The organism is Psychroserpens mesophilus, from assembly GCF_000826645.1.
Classification (GTDB): Bacteria; Bacteroidota; Bacteroidia; order Flavobacteriales; family Flavobacteriaceae; genus Psychroserpens; species Psychroserpens mesophilus.
On record NZ_JXJP01000016.1, the window covers coordinates 1 to 19764 of the forward strand.

Annotated in this window: 23 protein-coding genes and 1 tRNA gene; 6 read left to right on the forward strand and 18 right to left on the reverse strand. The window is 33.2% G+C overall.

Translation table 11 applies throughout. The annotated features are described in order from the left end of the window. The first annotated feature begins 17 nt into the window (after nucleotides 1-17). From TD18_RS12390 to TD18_RS12410, 5 genes are all read left to right on the forward strand, one after another. Nucleotides 18-1094, forward strand: a complete 1077-nt coding sequence (locus TD18_RS12390) for an ABC transporter permease (RefSeq protein WP_040253104.1) — start codon at nucleotides 18-20, stop codon at nucleotides 1092-1094. Nucleotides 1095-1167: 73 nt separating this feature from the next. Next, complete coding sequence (locus TD18_RS12395) at nucleotides 1168-1656, forward strand: TlpA family protein disulfide reductase (RefSeq protein WP_040253106.1); 489 nt, start codon at nucleotides 1168-1170, stop codon at nucleotides 1654-1656. A 38-nt stretch (nucleotides 1657-1694) separates the two neighbouring features. Beyond that, nucleotides 1695-2444, forward strand: coding sequence for a triose-phosphate isomerase (gene tpiA, locus TD18_RS12400; RefSeq protein ID WP_040253109.1), 750 nt, complete (start codon nucleotides 1695-1697; stop codon nucleotides 2442-2444). 140 nt (nucleotides 2445-2584) lie between these two features. Then, nucleotides 2585-3421: a 50S ribosomal protein L11 methyltransferase gene (prmA, locus tag TD18_RS12405; RefSeq protein ID WP_040253111.1), complete on the forward strand. Its 837-nt coding sequence runs from the start codon at nucleotides 2585-2587 to the stop codon at nucleotides 3419-3421. A 63-nt stretch (nucleotides 3422-3484) separates the two neighbouring features. After that, nucleotides 3485-3760, forward strand: a complete 276-nt coding sequence (locus tag TD18_RS12410; RefSeq protein WP_040253113.1) for an ATP-dependent Clp protease adaptor ClpS — start codon at nucleotides 3485-3487, stop codon at nucleotides 3758-3760. Here TD18_RS12410 and TD18_RS12415 read toward each other — a convergent pair. From TD18_RS12415 to TD18_RS12430, 4 genes are all read right to left on the reverse strand, one after another. Beyond that, nucleotides 3757-4026, reverse strand: coding sequence for a heavy-metal-associated domain-containing protein (locus tag TD18_RS12415; protein ID WP_040253115.1), 270 nt, complete (start codon nucleotides 4024-4026; stop codon nucleotides 3757-3759). The genes TD18_RS12410 and TD18_RS12415 overlap by 4 nt on opposite strands. A 3-nt stretch (nucleotides 4027-4029) precedes the next feature. Then, nucleotides 4030-5436: an MBL fold metallo-hydrolase gene (locus TD18_RS12420; protein WP_040253117.1), complete on the reverse strand. Its 1407-nt coding sequence runs from the start codon at nucleotides 5434-5436 to the stop codon at nucleotides 4030-4032. Nucleotides 5437-5543: 107 nt separating this feature from the next. Continuing rightward, nucleotides 5544-5957: a DUF6691 family protein gene (locus TD18_RS12425; RefSeq protein ID WP_040253120.1), complete on the reverse strand. Its 414-nt coding sequence runs from the start codon at nucleotides 5955-5957 to the stop codon at nucleotides 5544-5546. A 1-nt stretch (nucleotide 5958) separates the two neighbouring features. Further along, nucleotides 5959-6519 carry a YeeE/YedE family protein gene (locus tag TD18_RS12430; protein ID WP_040253176.1) on the reverse strand — a complete coding sequence of 187 codons (561 nt, stop codon included), beginning with the start codon at nucleotides 6517-6519 and terminating at the stop codon, nucleotides 5959-5961. 153 nt (nucleotides 6520-6672) lie between these two features. Between TD18_RS12430 and TD18_RS12435 the strand changes: the two genes are divergently transcribed. Continuing rightward, nucleotides 6673-6746: transfer RNA gene (locus TD18_RS12435), tRNA-Arg, on the forward strand. Between the two features lie 52 nt (nucleotides 6747-6798). On the opposite strand, the gene TD18_RS12440 is transcribed toward TD18_RS12435, so the two are convergent. The 14 genes from TD18_RS12440 to TD18_RS12505 all read right to left on the reverse strand — a co-directional run bounded on the left by TD18_RS12440 (nucleotide 6799) and on the right by TD18_RS12505 (nucleotide 19689). Next, entirely contained in the window at nucleotides 6799-8310 is a 1512-nt protein-coding gene (locus TD18_RS12440; protein WP_084205916.1) for a serine hydrolase, read from the reverse strand. An 86-nt stretch (nucleotides 8311-8396) separates the two neighbouring features. Then, a complete protein-coding gene (gene arsB, locus TD18_RS12445; protein ID WP_040253124.1) occupies nucleotides 8397-9443 on the reverse strand; it encodes an ACR3 family arsenite efflux transporter in 1047 nt (348 codons plus the stop codon). 2 nt (nucleotides 9444-9445) lie between these two features. Next, the gene (locus TD18_RS12450) at nucleotides 9446-10075 is read right to left on the reverse strand and encodes an arsenate-mycothiol transferase ArsC (protein ID WP_040253126.1); all 630 of its coding nucleotides are present in this window, start codon (nucleotides 10073-10075) and stop codon (nucleotides 9446-9448) included. A gap of 18 nt (nucleotides 10076-10093) precedes the next feature. Further along, a complete protein-coding gene (locus tag TD18_RS12455; protein ID WP_040253128.1) occupies nucleotides 10094-10561 on the reverse strand; it encodes a DUF6428 family protein in 468 nt (155 codons plus the stop codon). A 48-nt stretch (nucleotides 10562-10609) separates the two neighbouring features. After that, complete coding sequence (locus TD18_RS12460) at nucleotides 10610-10939, reverse strand: ArsR/SmtB family transcription factor (RefSeq protein ID WP_040253129.1); 330 nt, start codon at nucleotides 10937-10939, stop codon at nucleotides 10610-10612. Between the two features lie 77 nt (nucleotides 10940-11016). Beyond that, nucleotides 11017-11658 carry a DUF1801 domain-containing protein gene (locus tag TD18_RS12465; protein WP_084205917.1) on the reverse strand — a complete coding sequence of 214 codons (642 nt, stop codon included), beginning with the start codon at nucleotides 11656-11658 and terminating at the stop codon, nucleotides 11017-11019. A gap of 122 nt (nucleotides 11659-11780) precedes the next feature. After that, nucleotides 11781-12986 carry a dioxygenase family protein gene (locus tag TD18_RS12470; RefSeq protein ID WP_040253132.1) on the reverse strand — a complete coding sequence of 402 codons (1206 nt, stop codon included), beginning with the start codon at nucleotides 12984-12986 and terminating at the stop codon, nucleotides 11781-11783. An 89-nt stretch (nucleotides 12987-13075) separates the two neighbouring features. After that, nucleotides 13076-13882: a LytR/AlgR family response regulator transcription factor gene (locus TD18_RS16760; protein WP_152611372.1), complete on the reverse strand. Its 807-nt coding sequence runs from the start codon at nucleotides 13880-13882 to the stop codon at nucleotides 13076-13078. 94 nt (nucleotides 13883-13976) lie between these two features. Beyond that, a complete protein-coding gene (locus TD18_RS12480; RefSeq protein ID WP_040253135.1) occupies nucleotides 13977-14885 on the reverse strand; it encodes a mechanosensitive ion channel family protein in 909 nt (302 codons plus the stop codon). 186 nt (nucleotides 14886-15071) lie between these two features. After that, on the reverse strand, nucleotides 15072-15620 hold the full coding sequence (locus TD18_RS12485; protein WP_040253137.1) for an HNH endonuclease: 549 nt from the start codon (nucleotides 15618-15620) through the stop codon (nucleotides 15072-15074). A gap of 258 nt (nucleotides 15621-15878) precedes the next feature. Beyond that, nucleotides 15879-16265 carry a VOC family protein gene (locus TD18_RS12490; RefSeq protein ID WP_040253139.1) on the reverse strand — a complete coding sequence of 129 codons (387 nt, stop codon included), beginning with the start codon at nucleotides 16263-16265 and terminating at the stop codon, nucleotides 15879-15881. 159 nt (nucleotides 16266-16424) lie between these two features. Beyond that, complete coding sequence (locus tag TD18_RS12495; protein WP_040253141.1) at nucleotides 16425-17213, reverse strand: DUF6090 family protein; 789 nt, start codon at nucleotides 17211-17213, stop codon at nucleotides 16425-16427. Between the two features lie 122 nt (nucleotides 17214-17335). Continuing rightward, entirely contained in the window at nucleotides 17336-17941 is a 606-nt protein-coding gene (locus TD18_RS12500; protein ID WP_040253144.1) for a hypothetical protein, read from the reverse strand. A gap of 263 nt (nucleotides 17942-18204) precedes the next feature. Further along, nucleotides 18205-19689, reverse strand: coding sequence for a S41 family peptidase (locus TD18_RS12505; RefSeq protein WP_040253146.1), 1485 nt, complete (start codon nucleotides 19687-19689; stop codon nucleotides 18205-18207). Nucleotides 19690-19764: the final 75 nt, after the last annotated feature.

Sequence of the window (19764 nt, forward strand, 5' to 3'; positions counted from 1 at the left end):
CCTAAACACCTAAACACCTGTTAAGATATATACTAAATAAAACATTTTACGCATTACTCACATTATTTGGAGTAGTCACCGTTATTTTCTTCTTATTTAATGTATTACCTGGAGATCCAGCGCAAATGATGCTCGGACAAAATGAAGACAGTGCACAAATTGCTGCTGTAAAAGCCAAATACGGTTTTGATAAATCGATTTCAACGCAGTATTTATACTATCTAAATGATGTGTCGCCTGTATCATTTCATTCTAAAAATAGTGAAGATTATACCCATTTAAGAGATGGAAAATATGCTGCAACCTCCTTGTTTACAATTGGTAATACGACTACAGTTATCAAATTTCCATATTTAAGAGAGTCTTTTACAAAGCAAGGAAAAAAAGTATCGCAGGTTATCTCAGAAACATTGCCTAATACAGCTGTTCTTGCAGTATCTGCAATTTTTATTGCTATTGTTTTAGGGGTTTTTCTTGGCATCATTTCAGCCTTATTTAAAGACCGTTGGTTAGACAAAGGCATACAAATCTTTAGTACACTTGGAATGAGTATTCCATCGTTTTTTAGTGCCATTTTATTTGCCTGGTTTTTTGGATATATTTTACATGAATACACAAATTTAGAAATGACTGGTAGTTTGTACGAGCTCGACGATTTTGGAGAACAGGTGAACATCAAATGGAAGAATCTTATCCTTCCTGCTATTGTGTTGGGCATTCGTCCGTTAGCTGTTGTCATTCAGCTTATGCGAAATTCGTTATTAGAAGTGTTTAATCAGGACTATATCAGAACAGCCAGAGCTAAGGGATTAAGTGAGTTTCAAATCATCACGCGCCACGCAGTGAAAAATGCATTGAATCCTGTTGTGACTGCCATTTCCGGCTGGTTTGCTTCTATGTTAGCTGGAGCTGTGTTTGTAGAGTATATTTTTGGGTGGAATGGTTTAGGAAAAGAAATTGTCAATGCGCTCAACACTTTAGATTTACCTGTTATTATGGGTTCTGTGCTTGTTATTGCGCTTTTGTTTATCATTATCAATATCTTTGTAGATGTGATTTACGGATGGCTTGACCCAAAAGTGAAATTAGAATAACTAATTTATATAAAAGCAGGATTCGCAATGACAATTGCAGAGAATGGCTACGAGGTAATAACTAAAGCATTTTATGAAAAGAATAATATATATAATTTTTGCTGGTCTTTGCTTTACAAGCTGTTCTAAAGACATTCAAACACAGCTTTCAGAAGACGTTTTAAATGAAGAATACATTAATTTAGAAGGAGATTCAGTGTCATTTCAAGAGATGCTTTCAGAACATAAAGGCAAACAAATTGTGATAGATGTCTGGGCTAGCTGGTGTCGAGATTGTATTTTAGGTTTACCAGAATTAAAAGCTTTGCAAGCAGAAAAATCTAATGCTGTATATCTATTTTTATCGGCCGATAGAAATATAGAAACTTGGAAACGAACTATTGAAAAGTATAACATTGAAGGAGTGCACTATTTTATGCCTAACGGAACAAAAGGTCAGTTGGGTGAGTTTATAGATATTGACTGGATTCCACGATATCTAATCGTCGATTCTGAAGGTCATATCGAATTATTTGAAGCCATAGAAGCTGATGATCCTTTAATAAGAAAAACATTAAACTAAGTATAACTTAAAATAAATCTGCCTCAGCAGGAAAAGACATGAGAAAACATATTGTAGCTGGAAACTGGAAAATGAATAATGGTTTAATTCAAACCGAAACACTTATTTCAGAGTTAAAACAACAAACCAAAACCTCAGATGCTGAGGTGATGATAGCACCAACATTTACCAACTTATGGCATGCTTTTGAATCGACCAGACAAGACGATATTGAAGTCATTGCACAAAATATGCACTTTGCCGAACATGGTGCTTACACAGGAGAAATCAGTGCAGGTATGCTAAAAAGTATCGGTATCAAAACGGTTATTTTAGGTCATAGTGAACGTCGTGCCTATTTTAATGAAACCGACGAATCTTTGGCAAAAAAAGTAAATACAGCGTTAGCACATAACATGCGTGTTATTTTTTGTTTTGGAGAAGAGCTTTCAGATCGCAAAGCAGGAAACGAAGAAACTGTTGTCGAAAATCAGATAAAAAATGCCTTGTTTCACTTAGAAGCTTCAGCTTTTAAACACATAGTATTAGCCTATGAGCCTGTTTGGGCAATTGGTACTGGAGAAACGGCGAGCCCAGAGCAGGCACAAGATATGCATGCATTCATCAGAAAAACTTTAAAGAGTAAGTATGGAGAAACTGTTGCCAATGACATGACCATCCTTTATGGTGGCAGTGTGAAACCAGGTAATGCCAAAGAGATTTTCTCTAAACCAGATGTCGATGGCGGATTGATTGGTGGAGCCGCTTTAAATGCTGAAGATTTTTATGCAATTGTAAATGCATTTTAAAACGGCAATAATTTTGGCGTTACCAACCCAAGCTTAAGGCTTTGGTTGGTCGTGCTTTCACTACTCGCTCTTTTTGTTAAAAGACAAAAAGGAGCTCAAACAAACCGTTCAATCACTAACGCAATTCTACAATTTAAATCATGTCAAACACCATATATTTAGGATACTATTTTAAAGTAAAACCACTTCAGCCAGCTGTAGAAATTTTAATAGCCGAATTAGGTTATGCAGGTTTTGAAAGTTTTGTAGAAACAGAAGAAGGTGTCACCGCTTATATTCAAAAGGACGAATGGTATGAGACTATTCTTGATGATATTCAAATTTTAAATTCTAAAGAGTTTGAAATTTCATTTACTTCCGAAGAGATAGAGCAAACCAACTGGAATGCAGAATGGGAAAAGAATTTCAATCCGATTATTGTGGATGATCTTTGTTCTGTTCGTGCGCCATTTCATGAAAAGCCCAATACAACGTACGATATCATCATAGAACCAAAAATGAGTTTTGGAACAGGTCATCACGAAACAACACACATGATGATTCAGCATATTTTAAAGCATGAGTTTACTGATAAGTCGGTTTTAGATATGGGTTGCGGAACAGGAGTTTTGGCAATTCTTACAGAAATGAAAGGCGCAAAACCTATTGATGCCATCGACTATGACAATTGGTGTTACCTTAATAGTTTAGAAAATGTTGAACGAAACAATGCAAACCATATTACAGTAATAGAAGGTGATGCGAGCGTGTTAACAGGAAAACATTATGATATTATCATTGCTAATATTAATAGAAATATTTTATTGAATGATATGAAAACCTATACAAAAGCTTTAAATGCTAGTGGCATTCTATTTTTAAGTGGTTTTTATAATGACGATATTCCAATTATTGAAGCAGAGTGTAATAAATATGGCTTAAAACACGTTGAAACACTTGAAAGAAATAACTGGGTCGCTTTAAAGTTTCAGAAATAATTTTTAAATTTATACTAATACTAACAACCAACCTCATTAAATTTTATTGCTATGCACCAAATAATGAGTACCAAAGAAAAAGTAAAAGAAGACGTTCTGGTTGATACCTTAGAACAGCCTCTAAATGAGATTGTTGTGTATAATGATGATGTCAATACATTTGACCATGTCATTGACACCTTAATCTATGCTTGTGATCACACACCTGAGCAAGCTGAACAATGTTCAATTATCGTTCATTATAAAGGACAATGTACAGTTAAAACTGGTGAGTACAAGGAATTAGAACCTAGATGCACTATGCTTTTGGAAGCTGGTTTAAGTGCTGAAATAATTTAGTTATTTATTCTTCCAATAGCGCAACTAACAAAAGACTTAGCTTTTTTAGTAACCGGATTTGATTCGCCTTCAACAGGATAACCTAGTGTTGATAATTCTGTTATAGCCGATTCTAATTCTTTTCTATTTAAGTAGTTAAAACTTACAGAATGTGCATCATTATCTACAATTACATTTGAGATGCCTTCTAGTTTTTCTAAACGCGTTATAATGGTATGCGCACAGCCACCACATTTTAAATTTTGAATTTGTAATGTGCTTTCCATAATTTATAAAGTTGATGGACAAACAAAGTCTGTCATTGGTAAATCTGTTTTTTTAATCGCTCCAAAACCTCCAGCGACATCTACTAAGTTGTGAAATCCTCTAGCTTTCAAAATTGATGCAGCAATAACACTTCTGTAACCACCAGCACAATGGATGTGATAAGTTTTGTCTTTAGAGACTTCATTCATTTGTGTATTGATAAAATCTAAAGCAAAATGCTGTGCATTTTCTAGATGCATACTTTTAAATTCACCATCTTTTCTAACATCTAAGATATTGACTTCACCATTTTTTACACGATCAGCAAAAGTTTCAGCAGAAATTGACTCTAAGGTGTCAATTTCTCTTCCAGAAGCAATCCATGCTTCGATACCACCTTCTAAATATCCTAACGTATTATCATAACCAACACGAGACAAACGCGTTACTGCTTCTTTGCTTTTTCCTTCAGGAACCACTAAAAGAATAGGCTGTTTTAAATCGGTAATCAATGCACCAACCCAAGGTGCAAATTGTCCATTTAATCCAATAAATATAGAATTTGGAATATGGCCTTTGATATATTCACTTTGAGGTCTTACATCAAGGACTAAGGCTTCCTCATGATTCGCCATCGCTTCAAAATCTTCAGGACTTAAAGGTGAATTACCAGATTTTAAGACGGTTTCAAAACTGTCGTAGCCTGTTTTATTCATCATTGCATTTTTTGCGAAATACTGTGGAGGAGGAGCAATGCCATCTAAAACTTCCTTAACAAATTCAGCTTTAGTCATATCTGCTCTTAACGCATAATTGGTTTTTTTCTGATCACCAATCGTTCCAACTGTTTCTTTACTTAGATTTTTTCCACAAGCAGAACCTGCACCATGCGCTGGATAAACAATTACATCATCAGCTAAAGTCATAATTTTATTACGAAGTGAATCGTATAACATACCAGCCAAATCTTCTTTTGTTAAATCAGATTTTATGGCTAAATCAGGTCGTCCAACATCACCTAAAAATAAGGTGTCTCCTGAGAATATCGCATGATTTTTTCCATTTTCATCGATGAGTAAATAGGTTGTTGATTCCAGTGTATGACCAGGTGTATGCAAGGCTTTTATTGTAATATTTCCTATTTTAAAGTCTTCATTGTCTTTGGCCGAATGAATATCATACGAAGTTTCTGCTCCAGGTCCATACACAATAGTTGCGCCTGTTTTTTTAGCTAAATCAACATGACCAGAAACGAAATCGGCATGGAAATGAGTTTCAAAAACGTATTTAATTTTTGCGTTGTTGGCATTAGCTTTATCAATATAAGCTTGTGTTTCTCTTAAAGGGTCAATGATGGCTACTTCACCTTCAGATTCAATATAATAAGCACCTTGAGCTAAACAGCCTGTATAAATTTGTTCGATTTTCATAATAGTTTTAATTTAAAAACGACTTCTATTACTAGTAGTGTTTTAATCAACTTAGATACAAAGTTAAGAAGTATTCTTTTTCTTTATGTAACAAATGTCACGAATTACTAATGAGGCAGCTTATCTTTCAGAACGCCATAAATATAAGTGCCTAAAATTGCAGCCAATATGACTATAAGCATAGAAAACACACCAGTTCCAACTAAAACATACATTGGTCCAGGACATGCACCTGCTAAGGCCCAACCTAATCCGAAAAGTGTTCCTCCTAGAATATATCGAAAAACGCCTCTGTCTTTCATTGGAACATTAATTTGTTTTCCATCGACATTCTTGAATTTTAGCTGTTTTGATAACAGTAGTAAAATAATGCCTGTGATAATTGCTGTTCCGATAATTCCATACATGTGAAAGGATTCAAACTTGAACATTTCATAAATGCGATACCAGGAAACAGCTTCAGATTTAACCAATACAATTCCGAAAATAATACCGACAACTAAAAATTTTAAAAACTTCATATTAACTAAAGATTAAAGGGAATAGTAAGTGAATCATTATAAGTCCACCAATAAAAAAACCAATCACAGCTATTAATGAAGGTCGTTGTAAGCTACTTAGACCTGTAATGGCATGACCTGAAGTACATCCTCCTGCATATCGCGTTCCGAAGCCAACTAAAAATCCTCCAATTACTAGTATCAGCATGCCTTTAAAACTCAAAACAGCATCCCAACTGTATAGTTCGTTAGGAAGTAAGGATTGACCTGCATTTTTAAAACCTAATTGAGATAAATCTTCAATGGTTTTTGGATTTAATTCAATGTTAGTTGGAACAGACAAATATTGATGCGCGATAAAGCCTCCAATTACTGCACCAAGTACAACAGTGAGATTCCAGAGTTGAGATCTCCACTCAAAATGAAAAAATTTAACTGTTTTACCAGCTCCACCAATGGCGCAAAGTGTTCTCAGGTTAGAAGACATACCGAATGTTTTTCCGAAATAAATCAGTGAAAACATGATAAGTGCAATTAGTGGACCCGAAACGTACCAAGGCCAAGGTTGTAATAGATATTCCATGCTACTTAAGTTTGTGCAAATATATACAGAGCTTTTGATTTGATTTAAGATTTTTCTTATAAATAGTTGGCTAGAATTAGCTTTTGAGTAAATTTTGAAATAAATAGTTTGGATTCTTTTTAATAAAAGTTCTATATTTGCACCCACAAAAACGGCCTCGTGGCGCAACTGAATAGCGCACTTGATTACGGCTCAAGAGGTTACAGGTTTGAATCCTGTCGAGGTCACAAAATTAAAAGCAAGCAACAAAAAGTGCTTGCTTTTTTGTTTTCTGAGACTTTATTTTGATTTTATCAGATTGGATAAAGCTATTTTGGCTTTTTCATACTCTGGATTGATATCCAAACACTTCTGGTAGCATGATTTTGCAGTAAGTGTATCTCCGAGATTAAGATTCGCATTTCCAAGTAACCTCCATGAATACGTAGAGGAGGTATTTAACGTGTTATAAAAATCTAAGATTTCCTTAGTTTCATTCCATTTTTTTCGATTCTCAAGAATAGCTCCTGTGGTTAAGATGTCGTCATCATTTACTTCATAAATATCAGTAGTATCCTTTTTGGCAAAATTCCATATTTCTTTAGCTTTTTCTATCCCATACGCATTATAAGCTTCCGTAAATTTATATTTAGCAGAAATACGATATGGTTTGAGTTCTTCTTTAAACAAAACTTCTGACGCAGCATTAATTAATCGTCCTGTTCGAGAAAAGTCCCGATTTGCCATCACTACGATAGATATGTCGTTTTCAGGATATATGTAAATGATGGATTCAAACCCTGTGTCCTGACCAGTATGCATAATTATTGGACGTTCTAAATACGATTGCAAATACCAGCTTAGTCCTATTTTATTTCCCCAAGGTGTATTAAAATGAGGATGTACTAGAAGTTCAAAATTCTCTTCATTAAAAACTTTGTAATTTTGAAATTTGCCTTTTCCTAGATGAATTTGAGCCCATCTGCACATGTCTGGAAGTGTGGTTAACATTCCAGAGCTAGGATACAATTTTTCGTTATATGGATATGGTGTCCATCGTTGGGTTTGAAGTGCGTAAGAATAGGAATTACAAAAATTTGGAGGCAGACTATCTTTCGGTTTTGAATATGTACTATTCATCATTCCTGCAGGCTGAAGGATATGCGTTGAAACATAGTCAGAGAAGGACATTCCGCTAACTCTACTGATGACAATTCCTAAAATATCAAAAGCAGAATTGCTATAATTAAATTTCGTGCCAGGATCAAATTCGAGACTATGGTTTTTGACTGCTTCAAGATTTTCATCTAAGGCATGAGCTCCATAAGAGGGTTTGGTCCAGTCTTCTGTACTAATATTTGTTGGAATTCCAGATGTATGAGTTAAAATGTGTTTGATAGTTATTGAATCATAACCATCACCTTTCATTTGAAATTCTGGTATGTAGGTTATGATTTTATCATTTAAGTCTAGTTGTCCTTGTTCAATAAGTTTGGCGATAGCTACAGCAGTAAATGGCTTTGATAAGGATGCAATGTGAAAAACCGAATTGAAATCAGCTTTTTCACCTTGCTCAATATTAGCATAACCAAAAGTGCGTGCATAAATAATGCGTTCTCCTTTTGTAACTCCAATTGCTAATCCAGCAGTGTTATGCGTTAGTTTTCTGAGATTTTTTATGTATGGTGTGAGTATGCTATCAAGTAACTCGCCATCTTCTCCTTCGACTATTTTAGTATTATCCTGTTGAATTTGTTTATTGTTGCAACTCATTAACAAGACTATAAAACCAATAAAAAATGAATATCTCATATTATGAATTTACTATAAAGATTCTGAATTTTAAATTTTGTTACAGTTTTCCTTAAAGCTATAGATCAACAAGTTATCATCACAGGTTATTCGCTAATATTTTTGAAGTATTTTTTTCGTAGCCAAAATGAAACTTTCACCAGTAAAATGAGTGCAGGAACTTCAACCAGAGGCCCAATGACACCTGTAAAAGCCTGACCAGAATTAAGTCCGAATACTGCAATCGCCACAGCAATCGCTAATTCAAAGTTATTTCCTGCAGCTGTAAAAGCGACCGAAGCCGTTTTATCATAATCGGCTCCCATGGCTTTGGTGAAAAAGAAACCAATCAAGAACATTAGCGTAAAGTAAATTAATAATGGAATGGCTATGATGACAACATCCATTGGAATTTCAACGATCAGTTCTCCCTTTAATGAAAACATCACAACGATTGTAAACAGTAATGCAATTAAAGTCATTGGTGAAATTGCAGGAATAAACTTCTGGGTGTACCATTCTTCACCTTTGAGTTTTATTAAAATTTGTCTGCTTAAAATTCCCATAACGAAAGGAATTCCTAAATAAATGGCTACACTTTCAGCAATTGTAGCAATTGAAATATCTACAATAGCACCTTCAAAACCGAAATAGGGAGGAAGTACCGTTATAAAAATCCACGCATAAAAACTGTAAGCAAATACCTGAAAAACACTGTTAAGTGCTACCAAGCCTGCTCCATATTCGCTGCTGCCTTCAGCCAAATCATTCCAGACTAAAACCATGGCAATGCAACGTGCTAATCCAATTAATATTAAACCAACCATATATTCTGGATAATCACGAAGAAATAAAATAGCCAAAGCAAACATAAGCACAGGGCCAATCACCCAGTTTAGAATGAGTGAAATGGATAAAATCTTTGTGTTTCTGAATACTTTAGGCAAAAGAGAATAATTGACTTTTGCCAAAGGTGGATACATCATAAGAATCAAACCAATGGCTATTGGGATGTTTGTGGTTCCATGACTAAATGAGTTGATGAAGTTAGGAAATGTTGGTATGAAATAGCCAAGTCCAACGCCTATTGCCATAGCGACAAAGATCCATAAGGTTAGATTTCTGTCTAGAAAACTTAATTTTTTTGTAGCCATGTTTACGATTGAATTTGCGAGAAAACGTATAATAATTCCGTTGCAATTTGCAAACTACGCTCCTGATATTTTTCTGCCTGCTGAGGTGTGTTGTCGAATGCTTTTGGGTCTTCAAAAGTTATGGGAATACGTATGTCTGCTCCAGGAACAAAAGGGCAAGCTTCATTCGCCGAGTCACAAGTCATGATTGCAGCAAATTCAGATTTTGGATTGAAGTCGTCATCTAATTTTTTAGAAAACCCAATGATAGGATGTTCGTTAGCAGCATATTTGATGCTATAAACCGGATTGTTTCCTTCGGAAATTGCTTTAATTTCAAAACCTGAATTTTGTAATGTTTTAGCAGCCATTGGGAAAAGCGCAGTTGCTTCAGTTCCGCCCGAATAACAAAACACATTATTAATGTTGAAATGATGTGCAATAGTTTGAGCCCAAACTTGTGAGAGATGACTTCTTCGCGAATTATGGGTACAGATGAAGTTGATTCTAACCTCCTTAGCATCAGAAACTTTAGATTGTACGAAATCAGCCAAAGGTTGTAAAATGGCTTTTCGTTCTTCACTAATGGTTTCAGGGTTTAATTGTAAGATTACTTTTTCAATTTCAGAAAACAAGGTTGATTGTATTGACATGTTTTGAGATTTAGTGGATTAGCAGCAATTTCCGTTAGGTGAACAACACGGTTCATCGTTTAGTTCTGATAGTTTAACTTTTGGTTTTTCAACAGGGATTCCACAGTTATCCTTTGCCAAACAATCGGTTTGTTTAGAGGTTAGTAAGAAGTGTTTTCCGTTAAATTCCAGTCCAAATTTGCCAATAGTATCTGCTTGATATTCGACTTCAACTTCAAGATCACCAATATTTAAAACCTTTTCAGAAAGTTCAATGATGTTTGCTAGTTTTTCCGGATGAAGTCTGTGGTCATAATCGTTGGCGTTCCACAGCTGGAAATTAACAACCTCCTCATGCCTAACTGTACCGCCACAATCGATAAAGTGTTTTGTAATTTTACCAACTTCGGTCACATGAAAGTGATTGGGAACAAATTCGCCATTTGGTAGTTGAAAGCCAATGGTTTTCAATTTGTTCAATGTTGATTTTACTTCAGATAATTTCATAATTGTATTTGTTTATTGCGATTATGCGATTAATAAATGTAAATTTTTTTAGCAGCAATCGGATTTTGAAAGATCCTGATTTAAAAACTGATTCATAATGTTTTTCATTTTAGCCCAGTTTTCTGTATTAATACAATAGCAAACACTTGTTCCTTCAACGTTTCCTTTTATTAATCCTAATAGTTTAAGTTCTTTTAAATGCTGTGAAATTGTAGGTTGTGCTAATCCGATTTCGTTAACTAAATCACCACATACACAACTGTTAATTTTAAATAAATGCTCTAAAATTGCTACTCTAGCAGGATGTCCAAAGGCTTTTGCGAACAATGAAATTTCATTTTGTTCGTCTGTAAACATTTCCGTTTTTGCTAATCCCATCTTTAATTCATTATTATATTGCAATATTACGATGAATAAATAACATTTCAAAATTTATTTTTTAAATTTAGTCTGTGTTAATTTATCAATTGCTTGTGCGATCCGTCGCAATTTGGTTTTCTTTTTGATAATCCGCAAGTGCAATCTCTTAGGCCGTAGCCATCGAGAATTCTCTGCATACATTTCTCAATTTGGGCTGCTCTTGTTTTTGATTGTTTGGGTTTTGAGAAATGTAAAAAGTAGCCATTTTGTCTGCCAGGAGAAAGATTTTTAAAAGCTTTATCGAACTCTGGATGTTCTTGAAAAGCCTTCTCTAGCTCTTCAGGTTTATCGTAATGTGACGTCTTTTTTTTTCTGACTTTTAAGCCTGCTTTTTCTACTTCTACAGCTTCAAAAACATAGGCTTTTATTGTTGATTTTAAACCTTCAATTTCTGAGAGGTTGGTAAACCTTATTTGCCTTGCAGATTGTGTATTTTCTGTTTGTTGAACCAAAATTTGTTTAGAGTCCTTCAGCAAAACGCCTTTAGGGAAAAGAATGGCACAATAAGTTTTAAATTCATGAATTAAAACTACGTTCTTTCCGTTGTAAGTGTAGCAAGGATGCATCCATTTAAAGTCTTCAATTAATCCACAATCGCATACGATATCACGTAGTAAGGTTAATTCCTTTTTCCATTGTTTTAGATTGTCAAGATATGTTTCGACTTCAGTATTCATGGTGACCAATACAGTTTTTCAGAAACTAAGTTAATAAAAAGTGGCTGAATTTAAACCTGTTTTAGATGATTCCTGAATAATGATTGTGAATGTTATTAGTGTTCTGTACAGATTAAACTTAATCATTTTTGTTTTGCTTTTGAAAGTTTAAAATAGTCATTCGCAGTTTCATCAAGCCTCTGTTTTATGATTTTGAAATTTTCTTGTGTTGGTTTAAAATTGATGTATTTGTCAATGATATTACTTCTTTTAAACAGCAGAAAGGTATTTTCTACCTTAGGATTTATTTCATTCAAATGAATATCTGAATTTTTATCAGTAAATGATGGCACGAAAGTTAGAGCTGTTGTATTTAATTCAAGTTGAGTTCCTAATGTTTCTAATTCTTGCATTCTGATATCCTTATTGTAGTTAGATGAATTTCCATAAACAAAGTACACTTTGAGGTATGTTTGTCTTTGTTCACTCTCCTGATCTAAAAACACTAGCCACTTTCGTATATCTTCCCAATTAGGATTATCACCTACAAAATATAAAATTCCGTGAAACCACCCATACTTACATATTGGACATGTTTTTGTTCCTTTGTCAGGTCCATAAGCATGAAATGGTGTAAAAGATATCATGTCTTCTCCTATGTGTTTTCCAGAGTGCAATTGATTTTCTTTTTTCTTTGGATAATTTGGAATGTTTAGTCCTAATATTATATTTCGTTCACCAATTAACAGACTTCCTTTTCGAACAAAACGAATCACACCACTTCCACCTCGATTTTCCATTTCTATTCTGCGTCTAGAGGTTAATCGTGGATCATCATCAAATACAAAGTCATCAATATAATAGGGTTCTTTCATATTGTTATCTTTAAGAGATACATGTACGTGAGCAGGTTCATCTCTACTTGGATATGTTTCTGGTTTTACCGTGTAAATTGAATATTTACCATGTTTGTCGGTCTTTAACCAGCCTCTTATATAGCCATGAGTTTGACCTAATTTATTTTTAGGCATGTTTCTTTGTTCACTTTCTTTTGTGGCATAAACGCCTTCGCTATTAGTATGGTAATAGTAAAGTATAACATCTGGAACAGGTGTTTTTCCATCTCTGGCATAAACCGTTCCTGTAAGCAGAATTTTTTGACCATGTTGTTTGTATCCTGGACTTGTATCATTAGCCGATAAGTTTGTTGGCATGTGATAGTAGAATGGAAGTGATTTGTCAAAATCATTACTTAGTTTGTTGTATTGTTTATCTGGAGCTTGACCATTACAGTTAACTAAATTTAAAGTTGTTAATAGTAGCAAAGCTATTTTTAAAAGTGGAAACATGATTAGTGATTTTCATTAAATGTAGTTATTTAATGCGTTGTTAAACGTTTGTGTTAAAAGGAATTAGCTGTGTGGAGTAGAAAAATAGTTTAGTGGAGTAGGAGATGCCAATTACTTCTGTAATGCCTGCTTAATCTTATCCATTGACCATTTTTTAGCTTAGCATCATAATCACCATTACTTCTTGATTTTAATTCTTTAATGTAGGTTGAATTTATAATTGTGGAACGATGAACTCTTAGAAAAATAGTTGGGTTTAATAGCGTCTCATATTCTTTTAAGCTTGTATTATCTAATATTTTTTGATCGTCGGTATAAACAAGAGTATATGGCTTATCGGTAGAAATAAATTGAATGGCAGACGTTAGAACCATTATCGTTTTAGAACCAACTTTCAGTTTTAATTTTTCAGGATAGCGCGTTAATGCTTTTGAAGGTGTATGTTTCGAATTATAAACCACAGGGAGCAAAACATACCATAATAAAGCAATGTAGAATTGATTTGAGAATGCTGTATTAAAAATAGCTACAAACCGATGCGAAGGTGTAAATATCAAATAGCTAATAAATACAAAAAAAGCTGTAAATGCGATTAAATGTATGAGGCTGAACACAATTCCAATCCCTATATTATAAGGTGATTTATGAAATTTATTTTTCGGATTAACGCTTGTTACGATACGGTTTGTAATAATGCTAAATGGAATAAAAAATACCCAAAATGTATTATAAAGTAATGATTCTGAGATGTAAAAACCTGTATCCTTAATTTTACTGTATATATAATCTTGAATAACAGCGAATAAAAAAACTATAATCACAAGTATTAAATACAACGGAATTTTACCAATCTGAGGTATTTTGATGTGTTTAGTGATGTGAATTGAAGATTCCAATAGTTCTATTAATTCGTTTAGGTTTTATTATTCCATTTCAATAGCCTAATTAAAATGGTAATCACGTGGCTCGTTGCGTAATTTTAGTTTGTACTTAGTCTTCTTTTTTAACGTTAATATGAGGTACTTTTACAATTTCGAATGTTGCAGAAGCGAGTTGCACTTTGCCTTCTGTGTTTTGAATAGCCTTTCCTATAAGCTCATTCAAAATGTGTTTCGTATATCTTCTTTTTTTATAATCCACAATATAACGTAAGTTGAATTGTATCCAATTGTCTGTCATGGTGATGGCTAAGGTTGGTTCAACTTGAGCATTTTCAATATAGTATTTATTGACAACTTGGCTCCATTCTGTGATGGATTGTGACACATACTCTGATAAGGTTTCAGAAGCAATTTTAACCACGATTGACTTAGCCATTTCGATATCTGAATCATATCTTATAGGCAGATTAAACTCATCCCAAACAAAAGGAAAGTCTTTAGAATAATTATATACTGGTCCTTTAAATACAAAAGCGTTGCTTAGCTTGACTATTCTTCCACTATAATTATCACTTGATACCCATTCACCAATTTCCATCATTGTGGTGTAAACACTGTCGATATCTATAACGTCGCCTTTTATATTATTGATTTCTATACGATCACCTGGTTTATATACACCAACAAAAAAGATATAGAAGGATCCAGCAATACTCAATATTAGTTCTTGTAAAGTAATCGTTATTCCAGCCGTGAGTAGTCCTACAGCCAGCGCAAAATCTTTAATACTACCTGTAAAGTATGATATGGTAATGATTATGATAAAAAAATAGCCTAAAATTTCAATCGCCTTTTGCGATTTATAACGTACCGTAGAATCTGGTAGCTTTTTTCGTAAGAGTCGTCTTAAAAACGTAATGACAAACAATATAAAAGCTGTCCAAACTAAATATTTTATTATGCTGGAAGAAGTTGGATGCTCATTGATCCACTGGTTAATATTTTCTATTATTTCCATTGTTAGTGCAAATTATTAAGACGCTAAACTTCGTTAATTCAGATGAATAGGTTACTGTACTAATTTAGTGAAAGAAAATGAGCCTAAAGGGAAACTGGCCAAGAAAATAGCATCTTTAATGATTCATAAAGATATAATTGGCAAACACAAAATAAAAATTAGCAGAACAAGAGTTTTTATAGACTTTTATTCCTCAACAGAACTCCAATTCTCACCAGTTTTGATTCGGTACAGTTGCGTTTCAGATACTCCAAATTGTTTGGCAATCATTTTCATCCTTGTTCGTCTGTTAGGATCGTTAATCTTTCGTTTTATCAATCTAACTCTGGTTTCGGTTAACTTTGTGTTTGATGGTTTTTTTCGGACAATATTCTTAAATTCAGGATTGCTGAATTGATGAACTTCTTTTTCTCTTTTTGTTGCCCATTTCAAGTTTTCGACCCGATTATCGGTTTTGTCATAATTTAAATGAATGACACAAATACCATCTTTCTTATCTAAAAAATGCTCTGCGACAAGTTTATGGACGTATCTACTTGTCATTTTTCCGTTCTTTTTCTGTCTTACAGGTAAATTTTGATAACCGTTAATAAAGTACTTTTTGACAAGGAATTCTTTATCTGTTTTACAGTTTATCAGTCGGCCATAATTTGATATTTTGAACTTTTCGTCTTCTGAAATATTCTCATCAAATGTAATTTCTTTCCATTTTTCGTTCCAGTTATTTCTAATCATTTATAAAGTTATTAATTATAGGGTAGGGTATTTTTAGAAAATTTGTTCAACCAGATTGCTTAACTAGGGTGTTTAACTGCATGCTGGCAAACAGATTTATAAGACCTAAGTTAATAAAAGAAAACGAACCTAAAGAAAATCTTTAGTGATTTTAATATGTTATCTGGTGTAAAGCTTTTATAATTAGTGATTTATAGTTCTATGATTCTTAAGTAATCTAATCGTACTTTGAGATAATTGGCTTAAATTTTGGCTACTTTAAATACTTGCATTATTTATTTCAATCCAATAACCATCAGGATCCTGAAAGTAAATCTGTTGGATGCCATCATTTCTGATATAGTCTTTATTGGGCGTGTTACGCCAATCTGAGTAATCGATTTCTAAATCTTCGAGATGCTTTATAAATGAATCAAGGTTAGTTGTTGATAAAGCAAAATGAACCGCCTTATTGACTTTAATTTTCGAGTTTGGTCTCGGTATTAAATGCAATTCTTTACCTGCACCTAATGATAACCATCTGGTTTTAGAATTTGAAGCTGTATTTTGAATTTCTTTAAGCTGAAGTACTTTTTGATAGAATTCAATAGATTTGTTCACCTCTTTTACCGAAAGCGCTATATGATTTAATGAAAAATTAAGCATATGTACGTGTATATTCAAATATTGGTTTAACTTATTCTTCTCAAAGATAGAAAAGAGATTTAGAATTTGTAAAGGCTTAGTACTTTATGCTTTACTAATTCTGAATTGATAAACAAAGTTACAAGCTCTTCTTATAGATGCTAGTGCTATTGTCCTTTCTTAATTAATATCGTCTTGGCATTTTGATTGTAAAACGCTTTCTAAAGAGCCGATTTCAGTAAGCATCACAGAATAAAGCTCAATTTGTCTTGTGTTTGCTCCAACATATTCTAAAGACTCATTCAAAAGTCTCAATGTCATTTCTGTTGAAATCTTATCGTTGTCGATTGCTGTGATAATCTCTTTTAAATCCTGGTCAAGCCCTGTTTTAAAGCGGCCATCTTTAATTGACGCTTGGATTGCGCCATTAGCAAAATAGTCGCTATGAGAAAAAGAAATATCAACAGCATGTTTTCCATTAATCATTATGATACTTTTCAATTCTTCAACTTTATTGAAATACCTGTTTAATGCTGTGATTACAGACTTGTCGCTTATGATATTTAAATTTGCACCAGATTTTAAGTCTTCATAAGCAGAATTATTAGGTGCAAAATCGGAATAAATGGCCTTAGTTGAAAGCGATAATTGTGTTCCAACTTCTATTTTTTGAACGTGTTCTTGAAGTAATAACCTCACAGATTGATTAGACGCTATCAAACGATTTTCTGCTAACTCTAAAAGATGAGCTATTTGTTCTTTATCTAATTTAGCGTCTTCTAATAATCTGCAGTAGTATTCATTTTCTAAGGCAACCTGTTTTCTGGAATCATTCCAATCGTTCAATTGTAAGGCTATTAAGATGCCAATAACGACTAAAATGATTTCACCAATCGCATACTTGAAATACGTTCCAAATTTTCCTTCGGAAAGTACATGTTGTCTGATTTTTCTAAAGAATTTTATCATAAGTTCAACAATTATGATATTGAATATTTGCGAGTTGGTTTGTGATTTTAGCCCTTAAGAAGGACATCATTATTAGTCGTTACAAATGGTGTAATTGCTGCTATGAGCAGTAGTTAGAGCGTTTATTTTAAGACTAAAGTCTTCCAGATCAATTCTATTAAAGCTTTTCCTGAAGAACTTTCCAAATCGCTCATTTCCATGCTCATTATGATTAATCCAGAATCTTTTTTACCAACTGATGCTACTTCATAAATATTTATCTCATCATTATAGGTCAGAACAGCCTTGTCTACATCAATTTTTTGTCCAGAAGCTAAAACTCTCTTGTAATCTTTTCTTTTTAATTTGAATCCATAATTGATACTTTCCTTAGTGACTTCATTAATCATTAATTCATTCAATAACGTGGGATTGATTGTTGAGTATTTTTGAATAATAAATCCTGAACCTTCAGCAGTCATAAGCATTAATTGTTCAACTCCACCTTCGATTAGCGTTTTTGCAACTTTATAGTCTTTGAGGTATTTAAAACTGAAAAATTCATCAGAATACAGTAAGGTATCTTTTTGTTTAACTCTAATTTTAAAGGTCTCGTTATCAACATTTAACTCATAGTCTTTGTCTAAATCTATTTCAAATTCTTTGCCATTTATTTCTATTTTATAGTCTCCTTGAGCATGGATTAAATGGGTTGCAAATACGATTAGAATTAGTAGAATTTTTTTCATTTTAATGGATTTAGTTTGATGGTTTTGAAAATGATTAATTGCTTTGTTCAGAACTAAGTTAGTAAAAAGAAAATGAACCTATAGAAAACGAATAACATTTTACAGATGGTGTTCTAATAATCATCATTCAAATTAATTGCTATTTGATTTTTAATGGCCATAATTGTCGCTATGATGGCGATACTTGAGTTAATAAGACTAATTATTTAGGAACTAAGCTAAGATTTTCTGAATAAATCCTGATTACATAGTGATAGCGTCAGTTATCTTTTCGTTTCTAATTCTTCTAAAATATATTTTAGTGAAGCATTTTCGTTGTTGCGATATTGCTCAAAAGTTGGTATAACTTCATAGTGAGGTATTACGCCTCGTCCAATTGGTAGTTTTGGAGCTACATTCATAACAAATTGTAAAGCAGGTATTTTAATTACAATTTTAGAATTTGGCAAAACTAACGCCTTACCATAACCACTTGTGTTTCCTAAATATCCACCACCAGTTTCTTGTCCTACAAAAGTAGCCAAGTCATTGGTGTACATCATATTACTAAATTCACTACCACCAGAATACGTTACAGGACTTATAATGACATATGTCTTTCCTGAAAACTTATAATCGGGCTCTTTCTTATAAGCCATAAGTCCTTTTCCAAAAGATTCTTTTCTTTCTAAAGAACCATCTTTCATTTTTTTATTGGTGAAGTTTCTTTCAAAAAAACCAAATGCTTTTAGTGTAATTGGTTTATCTGTACCATTATCTAAGATAGCCTTTTGTGTTTTTGTTCTTACCTTCTTATATTTTTGGTAGTTATCTCCAAAATAGGAATACACTAATCCTTCATTTCCTTCAGATCCACCACTGTTTTTACTGACATCTACAATAACAGTTTTGATGTTGTTTTCCGCGATGGATTTAAAACTATTTTTCAGAAAAGCACTTAGTGTTTTTTCTTTTGAATTCTTTTTAATAATGTCATTGTTGAAGGAATGGATACCTAAATAGGCAATTGAATTATTGAGTATATGATACTCTAAAACTTTTTTGTCTTTATTTTTTTTAGGCCTCTGATATCTCGAATTCAGATATTGGTTGATGGCTTCTATTTCAAGAGGTTTAATAATTACAAGCTCTTCAATACCTTTAAACTTAATTTCAAACTGATTTACTTGTCCGTAGTAGTAGAAGTAATGTTTTGAAAAGTTAAAGCCTTCCAAATCACTATATTTCACAGTTTTTATATATCCATCGGAAGCAAATAGCTCTCCTATGTTGTTCACTATGCGTGTAGGCGTTTCACCATTAATTGTTTCAATCTGTTTTCCCTCTAACACATAATCTTGAAAATTAGAGCCGTTTTTATTACAATACAGTTCTGTACCCAAGAAAACAAAGGTTAAAGGCAGAAATTTTATTTCCGTATTTATTTTATCCTTAACACTTTTTGGTAAATACATGTTAGTGTGGTCTTCACGAGATAGTGCAACTAAAGGCGCAATAAGTTTATGGAATTCAAGCACATTTAAATCTGTAGTTATATGTTTTCTAACTTCACGAAAAGCCATATCTACAGAATCTTTGGGAGTATACCAATACATTCCTGAATGAAATTTGTCTAAACCTTGATAAAGTATCTCAAGATCATTCAGAAGTTTGTCTTTTTCAATCTTAGGGAAATTCCCAAAATTCTGAGCAAATGCGAATTGAAAAGAAACACAACAAATGATTAGGATGGCTAGAGATTTATACATTTGAGTCGAACTAATAGGCTGTAGCGCTTTAGATTAATTAATGGTTGCGTTGGCTTGCACTAAGTTAGCAAAAAG

Bases quoted from the DNA above. Each gene is read 5' to 3' on its own strand.
- TD18_RS12415 (WP_040253115.1), bottom strand. From the start codon at position 4,026: ATGGAAAGCACATTACAAATTCAAAATTTAAAATGTGGTGGCTGTGCG.
- arsB (WP_040253124.1), bottom strand. From the start codon at position 9,443: ATGGCTACAAAAAAATTAAGTTTTCTAGACAGAAATCTAACCTTATGG.
- TD18_RS12450 (WP_040253126.1), bottom strand. From the start codon at position 10,075: ATGTCAATACAATCAACCTTGTTTTCTGAAATTGAAAAAGTAATCTTA.
- TD18_RS12505 (WP_040253146.1), bottom strand. From the start codon at position 19,689: ATGTATAAATCTCTAGCCATCCTAATCATTTGTTGTGTTTCTTTTCAA.
- TD18_RS12470 (WP_040253132.1), bottom strand. From the start codon at position 12,986: ATGTTTCCACTTTTAAAAATAGCTTTGCTACTATTAACAACTTTAAAT.
- TD18_RS12480 (WP_040253135.1), bottom strand. From the start codon at position 14,885: ATGGAAATAATAGAAAATATTAACCAGTGGATCAATGAGCATCCAACT.
- TD18_RS12410 (WP_040253113.1), top strand. From the start codon at position 3,485: ATGAGTACCAAAGAAAAAGTAAAAGAAGACGTTCTGGTTGATACCTTA.
- TD18_RS12465 (WP_084205917.1), bottom strand. From the start codon at position 11,658: ATGAATACTGAAGTCGAAACATATCTTGACAATCTAAAACAATGGAAA.
- TD18_RS12495 (WP_040253141.1), bottom strand. From the start codon at position 17,213: ATGATAAAATTCTTTAGAAAAATCAGACAACATGTACTTTCCGAAGGA.
- TD18_RS12425 (WP_040253120.1), bottom strand. From the start codon at position 5,957: ATGAAGTTTTTAAAATTTTTAGTTGTCGGTATTATTTTCGGAATTGTA.
- prmA (WP_040253111.1), top strand. From the start codon at position 2,585: ATGTCAAACACCATATATTTAGGATACTATTTTAAAGTAAAACCACTT.
- TD18_RS12420 (WP_040253117.1), bottom strand. From the start codon at position 5,436: ATGAAAATCGAACAAATTTATACAGGCTGTTTAGCTCAAGGTGCTTAT.
- TD18_RS12460 (WP_040253129.1), bottom strand. From the start codon at position 10,939: ATGGGATTAGCAAAAACGGAAATGTTTACAGACGAACAAAATGAAATT.
- TD18_RS12500 (WP_040253144.1), bottom strand. From the start codon at position 17,941: ATGAAAAAAATTCTACTAATTCTAATCGTATTTGCAACCCATTTAATC.
- TD18_RS12485 (WP_040253137.1), bottom strand. From the start codon at position 15,620: ATGATTAGAAATAACTGGAACGAAAAATGGAAAGAAATTACATTTGAT.
- TD18_RS12455 (WP_040253128.1), bottom strand. From the start codon at position 10,561: ATGAAATTATCTGAAGTAAAATCAACATTGAACAAATTGAAAACCATT.
- TD18_RS12440 (WP_084205916.1), bottom strand. From the start codon at position 8,310: ATGAGATATTCATTTTTTATTGGTTTTATAGTCTTGTTAATGAGTTGC.
- TD18_RS12490 (WP_040253139.1), bottom strand. From the start codon at position 16,265: ATGCTTAATTTTTCATTAAATCATATAGCGCTTTCGGTAAAAGAGGTG.
- TD18_RS12430 (WP_040253176.1), bottom strand. From the start codon at position 6,519: ATGGAATATCTATTACAACCTTGGCCTTGGTACGTTTCGGGTCCACTA.
- TD18_RS12395 (WP_040253106.1), top strand. From the start codon at position 1,168: ATGAAAAGAATAATATATATAATTTTTGCTGGTCTTTGCTTTACAAGC.
- tpiA (WP_040253109.1), top strand. From the start codon at position 1,695: ATGAGAAAACATATTGTAGCTGGAAACTGGAAAATGAATAATGGTTTA.